The following is a 14,894-nucleotide window of genomic DNA, read 5'->3' as shown; positions in this document are numbered from 1 at the left end:
GTCACTGGTCAATTTTGCTGCGCAAGTCAATAGTGAATTATAATTTACCAAAAAGTTCACTGTGAAGCAGATTTACTATTGAAGATTCACTTTTACAATTGAAGTCACTGGTCAATTTTGCTGCGCAAGTCAATAGTGAATTATAATTTACCAAAAAGTTCACTGTGAAGCAGATTTACTATTGAAGATTCACTTTTACAATTGAAGTCACTGGTCAATTTTGCTGCGCAAGTCAAATGTCAATAGTAACCTTCACTAATAATTCACTGTGAAACAGATTCACCATTGACAATTCACTTTTACAATTGAAGTCACTGTCAATTTTGCTGCGCAAGTCAAATGTCAATGCTAATACTATAAAAAATTCACGGTGAAGCAGATTCACTATTAAAAATTCACGCTTAAGCTGCTAATAGTCAATGATAATCTCCGTTGACAAGCAAATTCCAAATTCATAATTGACAAATCACTAAAAATGCCTAAATTTGTACGCTTTTAGAAAAATAAGAAATGCAATTATCAGAACAAGAAATCATTAGAAGAGAAAAGCTGAATAAGCTTACTGAAATGGGAATTAATGCATTCCCTGCGGAGGAGTATACGATTACAGATACTACAGAATCTATAAAACAGGATTTTTCTGAGAATAAACAGGTGAAGATCGCTGGTAGATTGATGTCCCGCAGAATTCAGGGGAAGGCTTCTTTTGCTGAATTGCAGGACTCTAAAGGTAAGATCCAGGTTTATTTTAACAGAGACGAGATCTGTCCGGGTGAAGATAAAGAGCTTTACAATGAAGTGTATAAGCATCTTTTGGATATCGGTGATATTATCGGTATTGAAGGAACCTTATTCACAACTCAGGTAGGTGAAATGACAATTTTGGTAAAGAACTTTACGCTTCTTACCAAAGCTTTACGCCCGCTTCCTCAGGCTAAAACTGATGAAAACGGAGTAGTGCACGACGGATTTACAGATCCTGAACTGAGATACAGACAACGTTATGTAGATTTAACGGTTAATCCGCAGGTAAAAGAGATCTTCGTAAAAAGAACAAAGATGTTCAATGCGATGAGAACTTTTTTCAATGATGCCGGATATTTTGAAGTGGAAACACCTATTTTGCAGTCGATTCCCGGAGGAGCAGCAGCAAAACCGTTTATCACGCATCACAATGCTTTAGATATTCCATTATATTTAAGAATCGCGAACGAATTATATCTGAAAAGACTGATCGTAGGAGGTTTTGACGGGGTTTATGAGTTCTCCAAAAACTTCAGAAATGAAGGAATGGATAGAACACACAATCCTGAATTTACAGCCATGGAAATCTATGTGGCTTACAAAGACTACAACTGGATGATGGATTTCACGGAAAAGCTTCTGGAATTCTGTGCAGTTCAGGTGAATGGAGGTGCGGAATCTACTTTCGGAGAGCATACCATCAATTGGAAAGCGCCTTATCCAAGAGTTTCCATGACGGAAGCGATCCAAAAATATACAGGTTTTGATATCACAGGTAAAACTGAACAGGAACTGTTTGATTTTGCTAAATCTATCGGAATTGATGTGAATGAGACGATGGGGAAAGGAAAATTAATCGATGAGATCTTCGGTGAAAAGTGTGAAGGAAACTTCATTCAGCCGACTTTCATTACAGATTATCCGATTGAAATGTCTCCATTAACGAAGAAACACAGAAGCAAAGAAGGCCTAACAGAGCGTTTTGAATTAATGGTTTGCGGAAAAGAAATTGCCAATGCCTATTCCGAGTTGAATGATCCTATTGATCAGAGAGAGCGTTTTGAATCCCAAATGGCTTTATCAGAAAGAGGGGATGATGAAGCAATGTTCATCGACCAGGATTTCCTAAGAGCATTGGAATACGGTATGCCTCCAACTTCCGGATTAGGAATTGGTATGGACAGACTGATTATGTTCCTTACAAACAATGCTTCTATCCAGGAAGTGTTATTCTTCCCTCAGATGAGACCGGAAAAAACGGTTCCTCAGATTGAATTGGGTGAAGATGAAAAAGTAATCCTTGAGATCCTTAATTCCCACGAAGAGCCGTTTACTTTAGCTGAAGTGAAAGAAAGAAGCCAGTTATCCGGTAAAAAGTGGGATAAAGCTTCTAAAACTTTGACTAAGAATAATCTGGTGAAAGTGGAGAAAATTGATGACCAACTTTTGATGAAATTGGTTTAATCACCAAATAAAGAAAAAAGCGAACTTTAAAAAGTTCGCTTTTTTCTTTTCCTTAAATTTGGAAAAAATTTAATTATGAAAAAAATATTTCTATTTCTTTGTTTCTCTATTATGTCTGTTGATGCACAATATAGTGTATCGCAAGATCCTAGCGCTGCGGAGGTGTATGTGACTACAGGTAATGAGCTTCATTCATATGCTATGTCTGATAATGGTAGCATTTATTTTTATGGTGATAGTCAAGGTACGGGTATCACCAAATATCTGCCCAATGGTAATATTGATCTTCAATTTGGTAATAATGGAAGATTAATACCTGCTCAGAATAATGACATTAGATATCCTATTATTGTTAAAGGAAATAACTTTTATTTATTAGATATTTTTCCTAAACAATTTCCTAATTATACTATTAATTATTTGAGATTAGGTAAATATGACCTTAATGGGCAATTGATTACAAGTTTTGGTGAGAATGGATTTTTTACCGCACCTCCTATGGGACAGTTACAATACTTTTCCGTTAGTAATTATGATAATGCAATTTATATTTCTAAAAAGGATACTGGTGTCGCTCCAGAAAAGCTAATAAGAATAAATGCTGATGGGAATATTGATAATGTATTTGGTGAAAAAAATTTTTCTACAATCGATAGTTCTAACCTACTGTTTACAAATGATAACGGTATATTAGTAGTTCAGAAAGAAAGCACTTCAGCATCTACTTTGAAAGTAACTAAATTTTTTCAGAACGGAAATTTAGATTTTTCCTTTGGTAATCAAGGCGTGATTAATATACCAGGAAACAATGTTAAGAATGTTTATGTCAATGCTCTGAACGAGTTTTTTTATCTTGCAACTAATGATTTAACCAAGTATACTTCTTTGGGTATTATAGATACTACTTTCGGTAATAACGGTACTGTTTCTATTATAAACTTTAATCCTCCGCAAACCTATACCTATAGTATTTACCAGATGGGCTTTGATTCTTTAAATAAAATGCTGCTTTTTGGCAGTGCTAAGAAACCTAATTTTAATAATTATTTTTCTTATAACTTTTTCATATCCAGATTAAACATAGATGGGAGTTATGATAATAGCTCTAATGATGGTTTAAGTTTTTATATTGGAGGGTATCCTTCTAGTACTCAGTATCATTATTTATTATCAGTAAGTGGAAAAGTTTTAAATGATAATGAATATTATTTACAGAGAAAGATTTCCTTTCAATCATCAAGTAATACAAAAATGAATATGTTTAATAAATTTATAAGGAAAAACAGTGTATTAGCGGTTGAAGATTATGAAAAAAACAATTTCCAAATTTATCCCAACCCTGTTTCAGATATTTTAAATATAGAATTTGCTTCCAATGAAAAAATCCAAGAAATAAATATTTATTCTACAGATGGTAAACTGGCTCTCACGGGTAATGAATCGAAAATAAATCTACAAACATTGTTGCCGGGTAATTATATAGCAAAAATTAAAACCAGTAAAAATGAGTATACTAAAAAAATTATAAAGAATTAGAAGAGGAATATTCTTCTAACATGAGTATAGCTTTTATAAAAACAAATAAAACCGGTACAAAATCATTTTGTACCGGTTTCTTTTTTCCATTTCCGCAGCTGAGTCCTGAAATTATTGAAAGGAGCTGCAGTATTGATATGTATCCATTTCCAGACAGGCCATTTTGCAGGTGTTGTAGCCCATTTTCTCTGTTCAGGAACAAATAAGGTTTCTTGATCAAGGGTTTCAATCCATTCTACAATCTCGTTTACCTGATTTTTCAGAATCTCTCTTTGTTGGTGAAGACTTAAAGCTCCATATTCTTTATAAAAAGATTCATATAATCCGCCTAAATTATTCCACTTATATCCCGGTGCCGGAGTCTGTACTTCTATTCCGTTTTTCTCATCTGCTTCCCATCGTAATAAAAGGCTGGTCCAACCCAGCTGATACGATATATTCTGTGAAGGACTTTTATTAATTCCGGGCTTCAAAAGGTCTTTTTTGTTTTCAGGTATATCATTAAATTCCTGATCATAAAGGAGATAATTCTTTTTTAACGCTTCAATCAGTTCAGTTTTATCTTTATACTGTACCATATTATTTTCTCTGCCTGCTGAACGAAGCCATCAGATAAAACAAAAATGGAAGGATAAACAAAGATCCTAGCATTAGTGCCCAGCCCAAAGCCGATATTGTTTTTGCTGGTGCCATATGTTCCAGAAGCGAAAGATGTTGCCCATTCCCCAGCAAAATAATATCAGGATTATGTTGATAAGTAGCTGCAACTAGAATCATTACCATCTGGAATCCTGCCAGTGCGCGAACAGGAAGCAGTTTCCGCTGATGCAGGGCACGGAGAATCAATCCTAAGGCCACTGTAGCAAAGGAAACTGCCATGATCCCTAATGGTTTTGAAAATATCCACATCATAAGAGGAATGTCGGAAATATAAGCTGTTAAAAATACCAACATTCCTGTGATCACTACAAAAACCATGGTCTGCCTGGATTTTTTGATCATCAGGGTAAGATCAGCTTTATCCCGGGTTTCTCTTAATGAAAAGATAGAGGCCAGATAAGCGCAAAGAGCTACTGTAAAAAGACCTACGGAAACCCCAAACCAGTTCAGCCAGCTGAAAATATATAAATCTAAAAATCCGACTGCATCAGGGTTGATAGAATGTGAAACGGTAGCCGCTGCAATCAGACCTAAGAAAAATGGAGTTAACAGGCTTGCGTAGTAAAAGATTTGGGTATATAAAATCTGCCAGTTATCTTTCACAGCATCATAATGTCTGAACGTAAAGGCTGTACCCCTTGCAATAATTCCTAAAAGCATCAAAACCAAAGGAATATGGAGATAGGTAGACATGGTGGTGTAAATTTCAGGGAACCCGACAAAAAGAATAACGATCGCAATGATCAGCCACATGTGATTGGCTTCCCATACAGGAGCAATGGACTGATACATGATCTCCTCCGTTTTGTGACGGGCTTTTTTATGGGTGAAAAGCTCAACAATCCCGGCACCGAAATCAGCACCGCCCAAAATAATATAAAGGCAGATAGAAAGCCACAGAAATCCTATAACAACGTAGATCATGATTTTTTGTTTTTATCGTTAAACTGAGCGTCTGTAGGGTCATAAAGTTTAGGAACCATCTGGATCTGTCTCCTCAAAAGGAAGATAATAATCAGTGATAATGATACAAAAATGGCCGTAAAAAAATAAAATGAATACTGTATTCCGGGCATAGGCGTTACGGCATCTGCAGTTTTCATAATACCATAGATGATCCATGGCTGTCTGCCGACTTCAGTTACTGTCCACCCTGCTTCCAGGGCGATGTATCCGAAAGGTGTTGCGATCAGGAATGTTTTTAAAAGCCAGTTTTTGTTAAGCCATTCCTTCTTGAAAAAGAAAGCGTACAGATAAATACTTCCGATGATGATCATCACCACACCGAAGAAGATCATAATTTGGAAAGCGTAATGGACAACAGCTACCGGAGGCCATTCATCACGAGGAAAATCATTTAATCCTTTCACTTCATGATTGAAATCATTGCTCACCAGGAAACTTAAAACTTTTGGAATTTTAACTGCATATTTCACCTCTCCTTTTTCTTCATCAGGAATTCCACCAATAACGAAAGGTGCGCCTTTTTCAGTTTCAAAGTGAGCTTCCATCGCAGCAAGTTTAATAGGCTGTCTTTCTGCAACAGATTTTGCAGCAACGTCACCGCTTAAAGGTGCTCCAAATGCTCCTATCAATGCAAATCCAGCGGCTATCCTGAATGCTTTTGTATGGAACTCCACATTCTTTTTCTTCATAATTAAAAAAGCATGAACTCCTGCCACTGCAAATCCTGTGGCACAGAATGCAGCAACCGTCATATGGAGAGCCTGGGGAAACCATGCATCATTGAACATGGCTTTTATAGGATCTATATTGGTATATTGTCCGTTGATATAATCAAAACCTGTCGGCGAATTCATCCACGCATTGGCTGCCACAACCAGAATTCCGGAAGCGAGTCCACTTAACCCTACCAGAAATCCACAGAACCAGTGGAACCATTTGTTGAATTTTTCCCATCCATAGAGAAAGAATCCTATGGCAATTGCTTCAATAAAAAATGCGGTTCCCTCAAGAGAAAACGGCATTCCGAAGATTGGTCCTGCGTGTTTCATGAATCCCGGCCACAGGAGCCCGAGCTCAAAAGAAAGCATGGTCCCCGAAACGGCACCGGTAGCAAAAAGAATCGCAACTCCTTTGCTCCAGGCTTTTGTAAGGCCTTTATATACTTCGTTATTGGTCTTGAGGTATTTCCAGTGGGCAAAGGCCATCAGAAAAGGCATTACCATTCCCACACAGGCGAAAATGATATGAAAACCCAGCGAGAGGGCCATCTGCGCGCGGGCTGCAATAAAATCATCCATACGATCAACTTTTGAGTAAATAAATTTAAGGATAAATTACGGATGTATAATATGATTTAATACAGTTGGCTTTTAAGAAATAGATAATAACTTTAATCTTTTTTTTGATGAAATGATTTTCTGTTTTTTTTCTAAAAACTCTGTCCTTTTTTGACATATTTTAACTTTCATAAGTCGAAAAAAATCACGATATTTGTAGGTCTTTGCATTACGCAAAATTATTAATTTTTATATGAGTCAAAAACAATATACAGCTAGCAGTATCCAGGCCTTAGAAGGTATGGAACACGTACGATTAAGACCATCAATGTACATTGGAGATGTAGGAGTAAGAGGTCTTCATCATTTGGTTTATGAGGTAGTAGATAACTCTATTGATGAGGCTTTGGCAGGGCATTGTGATACTATTTTAGTAAGAATTCATAAAGGAGAAGCAATCTCTGTAAAAGATAATGGTAGAGGGATTCCCGTAGATTTCCACGAAAAAGAGCAGAAATCTGCCCTTGAGGTTGTAATGACCAAAATTGGAGCAGGAGGAAAATTTGACAAAGATTCTTACAAGGTATCCGGAGGTCTGCATGGAGTTGGGGTTTCTTGTGTGAACGCATTGTCAACTTTATTAGTGGCTACCGTAAGCCTTGATGGAAAATTATATCAGCAAAAATATTCGGAAGGTAAAGCGCTTACAGAGGTCGATGTAATTGGAACAACGACCGAAAGAGGAACAGAAGTCTTCTTCCAGCCGGACGGTACAATCTTCCAGGAGCTTGTATATAACTACGATACCCTTGCTACAAGGTTACGTGAACTGGCTTTTCTTAACAAAGGAATTACAATAACTCTTGTTGATGAAAGAACAGAGAATGAAGACGGATCTTTCACGATGGAAGTTTTTCATTCAGAAGGAGGTTTAAAGGAGTTTGTTGAATTTATCGACGGCAACAGGGAATCTATCATGGAGAATGTGATCTTCATGGAAGCAGAAAGAGATGACATTCCTGTAGAAGTTGCTATGCGTTATAATACGTCATTCAGCGAAAACCTTCACTCTTATGTTAATAACATCAATACGCATGAAGGGGGAACTCACCTTGCAGGTTTCAGACGTGCTTTGACAAGAACGTTAAAAAAATATGCCGATGATTTGGGAATTCCTGCTAAAGAAAAAGTAGAAATTACAGGAGACGATTTCCGTGAAGGGCTGACGGCTGTAATTTCTGTAAAAGTAATGGAACCTCAGTTTGAAGGACAAACCAAAACAAAGCTAGGAAACTCCGAAGTTTCAGGTGCTGTAGATAAAATAGTAGGTGAAATGCTTACTAACTTCTTAGAAGAAAACCCTAATGAAGCGAAAATTATCGTTCAGAAAGTGGTTTTAGCTGCAAAAGCAAGACAAGCTGCTAAGAAGGCCCGTGAAATGGTTCAGAGAAAATCTCCGATGGGAGGCTCAGGACTTCCGGGAAAATTATCTGACTGTTCATCCAAAGATCCGGCAGAATCTGAACTATTCTTAGTAGAGGGAGATTCCGCAGGTGGAACTGCTAAGCAGGGTAGAGACAGACATTTCCAGGCTATCTTACCTTTGAGAGGTAAGATCCTGAACGTTGAAAAATCTATGCTTCATAAAGTATATGATAACGAGGAAATTAAGAATATTTACACCGCTCTTGGGGTTTCTGTAGGAACGGAAGAAGACAGTAAAGCTCTAAACATGGCTAAACTGAGATATCATAAAGTAGTGATTATGACCGATGCCGATATTGATGGGTCTCACATTTCTACCCTGATTCTTACCTTCTTCTTCAGATTTATGAAGGAACTTATTGAGAATGGATATATCTATATTGCTCAACCTCCTTTATACCTATTAAAGAAAGGAAACAAAAAAGTATATGCCTATAACGAGAAAGAGCGTGAAGAGTTTACCTTAGAAATGGCTCCGGACGGAAAAGGCGTTGAGGTTCAGCGTTATAAAGGTCTTGGGGAAATGAATCCTGAGCAGCTTTGGGAAACAACTCTTAACCCTGAGCACAGAATTTTAAAGCAGGTGACGATTGATAATGCAGTAGAGGCTGACAGTATATTCTCCATGTTGATGGGAGATGAGGTTCCGCCAAGAAGAGAATTTATCGAGAAAAATGCAAAATATGCTAAGATTGATGCATAATTGTTATTAAAATATATAAAAAAAGGCTTCTACTTAGAAGCTTTTTTTATTTGGTGAAAACCAATAAAAATAATGGGATCGATGTAATGTCGGGTGCAGCAGTTACAGGCAATAATCAAAAAGGTATTGAGGACTTCAGAAATGGAGTCTTTTTTTATGACTTTAATCAAAGTGAAAAATTTAAAAATATAATGTTGAAAAAAGAACTTTCACGAAAAAATGATAAAATAATCCTCATTTAGAGATATAAAATGTAAAATTATAATATGGGAAGGCTTTGAAAATGAAGTCTTTTCTATAGTATCGTTATTTATATTAAAATAAAAATTTAACATTTATTAAGATTTTATTATTTTTGTGCCAACTTTAATACCCATGATGAAAATTATAATTATTGGGGCCTTATCTACAGCCTCTTTATATTTTGCACAAACCTATCCTGTTTCTGCTATTCCTGAAAACCTGAAGAAAAATGCCAATGTTGTGATCAGAAAGGATTTTACAACAGCTCAGATTAATAAAATTGATGAAATAAAGTATCAGCATCATACAGTGATCACAGTTTTAAATAAAGATGGTGATTCTAAAGCGCAGGTTTATATTCCTTATCAAAAAGGAGACAATATTTCTGATGTGAAAGTTACCGTGTATGATGAATCCGGAAAGAAAGTAAAAAGCTTTTCCAAATCTGACTTTGGTGACTTTGCCAACAATACACAAGGTGTATTTTATTCAGATAGCAGGATCTTAGCATTGCCATATACTTCCGCTTACTATCCGTATACTATTGATTTTTCCTACCAGATCACAGATGAAAATACTATTTTTATCCCCGATTTTGTACCGTTTTCGTCCCCGAATATGTCTTTGGAAGAAGCTCAGTTCAAAATAGTCAATACATCCGGGATTGATCTTAGAACAAAGACTTATCCGTCAAAATATAACTACACTTCCGTTTCCCTAGCCGATAATGGCAATGAAAAGACCTACTCTTATAAGAATGTTCCGGCAATAGATGATGCCCTGATGCTGCCCCAGCCTGAAAAAATTCTGCCTAAAGTAAGTTTTGCTTTGGCGAAATTTAATCTCGAAGGCAAACAGGGAACATTGAGCAGCTGGACAGATTTTGGAACCTGGTATTATGCTAATCTGGTAGAGCCTGTTTCTGTATCTACTCCGGCCATTAAAGCTGAGGTGGCTGCTTTGAAACTGGAGGGCACAACAGAGGAAAAAGTGAAAAAGATTTATCAGCATATGCAGTCGAAAACCAGATACATATTTGTTGGACTGGGAATCGGAGGATGGCTGCCTATGTTTCCGGATGAAGTTCAGAAGAAAGGATACGGAGACTGTAAAGGCCTTACCAATTACATGAAAACCTTATTGAACGAGGCTGGAATTCCTTCCCATTACTGCGTGATCAATTCCAGTTCGTCACAAGTGTCCTTTGATCCGGATTTTCCATCCATGCGTGGAAATCATGCGATCCTGATGGTACCTACGGAAAAAGGAAATATCTGGCTGGAAAATACTTCCCAGCAGATTGCTTTTAACCATTTGAATTACAGTACCGTAGACAGAAATGTTCTTGCTGTCACCAAAAAGGGAATCGAACTTATTAATACACCTGCATATACAGCCGAACAAAACAGAGAAAAACAGATTTTAAAAATTAATCTTACAGAAGACAACAGCATCAATGGAGAAATCCAGTTTGCTTATACCGGAAGTCAGTATGATAATAATTTGCCTTATGCTTATTTATCGCCGAAGGAAAGAATTGAGGCGATGAAAGCGAGATTTGATGTTTTGAGTTTTGAAAAAGTTGAAATGAAAGACTTTGTCAATGATAAAGACAATGCAGTGATAAAATTCAATGTAGATTTTAAGGCGAATAATTACTCCAAAAATACAGGAACGAACTTAATTTTCAGAGCGGTGCCTATTTTTGCCAACAATTATTATAAATCAGATGAGAACAGGGAACTTCCATTTGAGATAAGGCAGTCGTTTCAGGATGAATATGAAATTGATTTTATTATTCCGAAAAATTATAAAATTGATGAAGTTCCGGAAAATATGACCATCAATTCTGAATTTGGAACTTATAAGCTGAATATTGTAAAAAACGGCGAATCGTTGAAAGTTACACGATTCATTAAAATTAACAAAGGGATATTTCCGAAAGAAAAATACAACGATTACGTGAGCTTCAGAAAAAAAACTCTCAATATTGATAATTCCAAAATTTTACTGACTAAAATCTAACCATGAAAAAAATAATACTAACAGCGTTCTGCTTTGGAACTTTGATCTATGTAAACGGCCAGAAGCATGAATTTCTTAATCCTCCGAAATTCGATAATGCTGATCTGTCCAAAACAAAATCAACGCTGGATGAAAATGCACCGGCAGAAATTTTATATAAATCAGTACATTTTGATATTGATACTTCTACAGGAGATCTTCGGAAAAAGGTTTTTTACAGAGTGAAGATCTATGATAAAGATAAAGCAGAAGACTGGTTGAATCTTGAAATTCCACTATACAAAAGCGCCGGTGGTCATGAAGAGATTTTAAACAAAATGAAAGCTTTCGTATACAATCTTGAAAACGGAGCTGCCGTCGCTACAAAAGTAGATAAAAGCTCAAAATATAAGAGTAAGGAAAGTAAATATACAACCATCACCAAATTTGCTTTTCCCAATGTAAAGAACGGATCGGTTATAGAATACCAGTATGAAGTCTCATCACCCTTTTTATATTCAGTTCCCCAGATCGTAATAGAGTCTGATGCGCCTTCACTGTATACCGAATATATCCTGGACAGCCCTTCGCATGTAGCTTATAATGTGAATTATACAGGCTCACTAACTCCAAAGTACAGGATGGTGGAAGAAAAGACAATGTACGGAATGCCATTTAAAACCTATAGATTCGGGTATGAAAATCTGAAAGGATTCAAAACTGAAAAATTTGTTAAAAATGACAGGAATTACCGTACAAAAGTAAGTGCAGAGCTTCATTCCACTAATTTTAGGGAACTTAAAATGCATTCCTCTTCCTGGGAAGAAATTAAAGAGAAGCTGTATAAAGATGAAGACTTTGGAGAAGAGCTGAAAAAAACAAAACTGGTTAAAGAAAATGTATCATCAATTATCTCAGGTCTCAATTCTGATGCTGAAAAAGCTGATGCCATTTTTAATTATGTGAAAAATACATTCACCTGGAACAAAGACAGAGGAATTTATACAGAAGACGGAATAAAGAAACTGATAGAAACCAAAACCGGAAATGCTGCAGAAATAAACCTTTTGCTTGTCATGATGCTTAGAGAGGCAGGACTGAAAGCAGATCCTCTTGTGATTTCTACTGTAGACAACGGCTTGATCAACCTGACATCTCCAAGCATAGTCGGGATGAATTTTGTTATTGCAACTGTGAAGATTAAAGACAATCTTAATCTCTATGATGCCACTTCAAAGCAGTCATCAATGAATAATCTTCCCCCTAGAGACTGGAATCAGTATGGTGTACTCATAGCTAAAGATAAAGCACTACTTATGCAGATGGGAAATACTACAACCAGTTTCAATTATCTTACCACAGAAGCAAAGATCAATGAAGACGGCAGTATCTCTGGAACATATTCCGACAAAGATACCGGTTCGTATGCCATGTTTGCGAAGGAAAGCTATGACGAAAATGCTGAGAAATATAAAAAACAGTATAAAGATAACTTCTCTATAGATTTTACGGGAATTGAAACCAAAACTCTGGAAAACGGGGATTTCGAAAGCACAATGAAATTTTCATCCGATAACCTGATCGATAAGATCGGGAAGAAAATGATCATTAACCCAATGCTTTTTTTGAGCAAGAATTCCAATGAATTTGACCAGGCCGACGAAAGAAAATATCCGATAGATTTTATCTCTTCAATTACTAAAGTGAAAAAAGTTATCCTGGAAATACCGGAAGGCTACGTCATAGAAGCAATGCCTAAAAGTAAAAAGATCGTTACACAAGATAAAGAAATTGAATACAGCTATATTGCTGAACAGAAAGGTAATAAGCTTGAAATAATTTCTACTACAAAAATTGCCAGTCCGGATTATCCCAAAGAATATTATCCTGCATTCAAACAGATTTGGGGAACCGCCTCAAAAAGTGAGAACCAGGTGATAAGCCTGATTAAAAAATCGTAGAAGAGAATTTCCTCAGACCGATTATTAGATCAAATAAAAATAATTTTGCAAAACCATTCATTTTTGAATGGTTTTTGCATTCACACCCAAAAGATATAATTATGAAAAACACCATTGCCGTTCTGGCAGTTTCTTCGTTTCTCGCTTTTTCAGCCTGTAAAAAAGGAGAAAATACAAATCTACCTGATAAAACAGAAACTTCCCAACCGGAAAAATTCATAGTGGACTCCGTGAAAGTGAGCGACTCCTCAAAGATTGCAGATTCACTGACCATAGCTTTTACGTCCAAACTGCTTGTTTTTCCAACGCTGAAAGACAAACAGCTGTTGGACAGTATTTATTTTCAAAATAAGGGAATCAAAGACTTTTCTAAAAAAGGTTTGCAGGCTTTTCTGGATAATGAGAAAAACAAATATTTCAATTCTGTGAAAAATGATAGTAAAGACTGGCTTTCAGATATTTCCTACGCACAGAAATGGTATACAAATACCCATATGAATTTGGTTTCAACTGATAATGATTATATGCATATCGGGTATGTATGGAGTTCCTATGAGGGTGGTGCTCATGATAATTATGGATTCTCCGAAAGGGTTTTCGACCTTAAAAGCAATAAAAAACTGGAGCTTAAAAATATTACTTCCATGCCCAAAGCCAAACTTGAAGCTATATTAATGAAAAATATTAATAAAGTTAACAGCGGAACAACAGACAGTGAAGGAGAAGTGAAAAATTCAGACATGCTGCTGGTAGAAGTCATTCCCGCTACAGATAACTTCTATTTTGATCAGAAAAATCTCTATTTCCATTACAGTCCGTATGAAATTACTGCCTTTGCAGCCGGAGATATCGTCATTCCTATGTCTTGGGAAGAACTGAAAGGAACACTGAATGCAGAATTCAAAGAAAGAATGAAAATAAAGTAAATTAATGCTTCCGGATCTGGAAGCATTTTCTATTTTTGCGGTAATGGAAAAAGTAGCTTTTATCATTAATCCCTTTTCGGCCAAAAAAAATTATCAGCCGTTTCTTGACGAACTCAAAAGAAAGGTTGACAATCCTTTATATTATATCTCCGAATCGATTCCGGCGACAGATGATTTTATCAGGGCAAATTTTGATCATATTGATATTTTTGTAGCCATCGGAGGGGACGGAACGATCTCAACCGTGGCAAGAAATCTTATTAATACGGATAAGATTCTGGCTATTTTTCCTGCCGGATCAGGTAATGGCTTTTCCAATGAGACTAAATTCAGCAAAAACTTGGATGAACTTTTAGAAAAAATTAAAACCAGAGCATCCAGAAAGATTGATACCTTTACTGTTAATGAAAGGCTGTCCATCAATGTTTCAGGAACCGGATTTGATGGTAAAGTAGTTAAAGAATTCGAAAAAACCAACCGTGGGTTCAAAAACTATATCAAAGTATCCCTGAAGACATTCTTCAATTATAAGCCTATCAAAGTTAAATTTTTTGATGAAGCCTATCAGCAGTACAATGGAAAATACCTGATGCTGAATATAGCCAATACACGGCAGTTTGGAAACAACGCGTATATTGCTCCAAATGCAAGTAAAAGTGACGGATTGGTAGATATGGTGCTGGTAAAAAAATTCCCGCTGACCTATTCTGCTCTTTTTGCCTTTAGAATGTTTACTAAAAAGTTAAAAGACGATGAGTATGTAACTTATCTGCCCGTTTCGGAGATTTCATTTAAAGTAACCACTAAAAACTGGCATCTTGACGGTGAGTTTAATAAGATAAAATCACCGATACATGTGAAGGTTTTACCAGCCAGCCTGAATATTTTGATTTAATTGTACAGGGATAAAGAATCTGAAAAGAAT

Annotated in this window: 10 protein-coding genes; 7 read left to right on the top strand and 3 right to left on the bottom strand. The window is 36.3% G+C overall.

The window, feature by feature from the left end; genetic code table 11:
- The first annotated feature begins 510 nt into the window (after nucleotides 1-510).
- Together lysS and ACMGDK_RS05270 are read left to right on the top strand one after the other, a co-directional pair.
- Nucleotides 511-2,208, top strand: a complete 1,698-nt coding sequence (lysS, locus tag ACMGDK_RS05275; protein WP_436806965.1) for a lysine--tRNA ligase — start codon at nucleotides 511-513, stop codon at nucleotides 2,206-2,208.
- Nucleotides 2,209-2,283: 75 nt separating this feature from the next.
- Nucleotides 2,284-3,744, top strand: a complete 1,461-nt coding sequence (locus ACMGDK_RS05270; protein ID WP_436806964.1) for a T9SS type A sorting domain-containing protein — start codon at nucleotides 2,284-2,286, stop codon at nucleotides 3,742-3,744.
- Between the two features lie 62 nt (nucleotides 3,745-3,806).
- Here ACMGDK_RS05270 and ACMGDK_RS05265 read toward each other — a convergent pair whose 3' ends face one another.
- Genes ACMGDK_RS05265 through ACMGDK_RS05255 form a run of 3 tightly spaced genes read right to left on the bottom strand, consistent with a single transcriptional unit; the run spans nucleotide 3,807 to nucleotide 6,668 of the window.
- A complete protein-coding gene (locus ACMGDK_RS05265; protein ID WP_436806963.1) occupies nucleotides 3,807-4,322 on the bottom strand; it encodes a ClbS/DfsB family four-helix bundle protein in 516 nt (171 codons plus the stop codon).
- A gap of 1 nt (nucleotide 4,323) precedes the next feature.
- A complete protein-coding gene (locus tag ACMGDK_RS05260; RefSeq protein WP_436806962.1) occupies nucleotides 4,324-5,328 on the bottom strand; it encodes a cytochrome d ubiquinol oxidase subunit II in 1,005 nt (334 codons plus the stop codon).
- Nucleotides 5,325-6,668, bottom strand: a complete 1,344-nt coding sequence (locus ACMGDK_RS05255) for a cytochrome ubiquinol oxidase subunit I (protein ID WP_436806961.1) — start codon at nucleotides 6,666-6,668, stop codon at nucleotides 5,325-5,327. Before ACMGDK_RS05255 ends, ACMGDK_RS05260 begins: the two co-directional genes overlap by 4 nt.
- 232 nt (nucleotides 6,669-6,900) lie before the next feature.
- Between ACMGDK_RS05255 and gyrB the strand changes: the two genes are divergently transcribed.
- The 5 genes from gyrB (at nucleotide 6,901) to ACMGDK_RS05230 (ending at nucleotide 14,864) form a co-directional block, all read left to right on the top strand.
- Nucleotides 6,901-8,835 carry a DNA topoisomerase (ATP-hydrolyzing) subunit B gene (gyrB, locus tag ACMGDK_RS05250; RefSeq protein WP_436806960.1) on the top strand — a complete coding sequence of 645 codons (1,935 nt, stop codon included), beginning with the start codon at nucleotides 6,901-6,903 and terminating at the stop codon, nucleotides 8,833-8,835.
- Nucleotides 8,836-9,210: 375 nt separating this feature from the next.
- Entirely contained in the window at nucleotides 9,211-11,103 is a 1,893-nt protein-coding gene (locus tag ACMGDK_RS05245) for a DUF3858 domain-containing protein (protein WP_436806959.1), read from the top strand.
- Between the two features lie 2 nt (nucleotides 11,104-11,105).
- Nucleotides 11,106-13,043 (top strand): transglutaminase-like domain-containing protein, encoded by a 1,938-nt coding sequence (locus ACMGDK_RS05240; RefSeq protein ID WP_436806958.1) that lies wholly within the window; start codon nucleotides 11,106-11,108, stop codon nucleotides 13,041-13,043.
- Nucleotides 13,044-13,144: 101 nt separating this feature from the next.
- Nucleotides 13,145-13,969 (top strand): RsiV family protein, encoded by an 825-nt coding sequence (locus ACMGDK_RS05235; RefSeq protein ID WP_436806957.1) that lies wholly within the window; start codon nucleotides 13,145-13,147, stop codon nucleotides 13,967-13,969.
- A 4-nt stretch (nucleotides 13,970-13,973) separates the two neighbouring features.
- Entirely contained in the window at nucleotides 13,974-14,864 is an 891-nt protein-coding gene (locus ACMGDK_RS05230) for a diacylglycerol/lipid kinase family protein (RefSeq protein WP_436806956.1), read from the top strand.
- Nucleotides 14,865-14,894: the final 30 nt, after the last annotated feature.

It is taken from the genome of Chryseobacterium hilariae (assembly GCF_051400735.1).
GTDB lineage: Bacteria > Bacteroidota > Bacteroidia > Flavobacteriales > Weeksellaceae > Chryseobacterium.
Note: the sequence above shows the minus strand (reverse complement) of the source record. Positions and strands in the feature narration are given on the sequence as shown.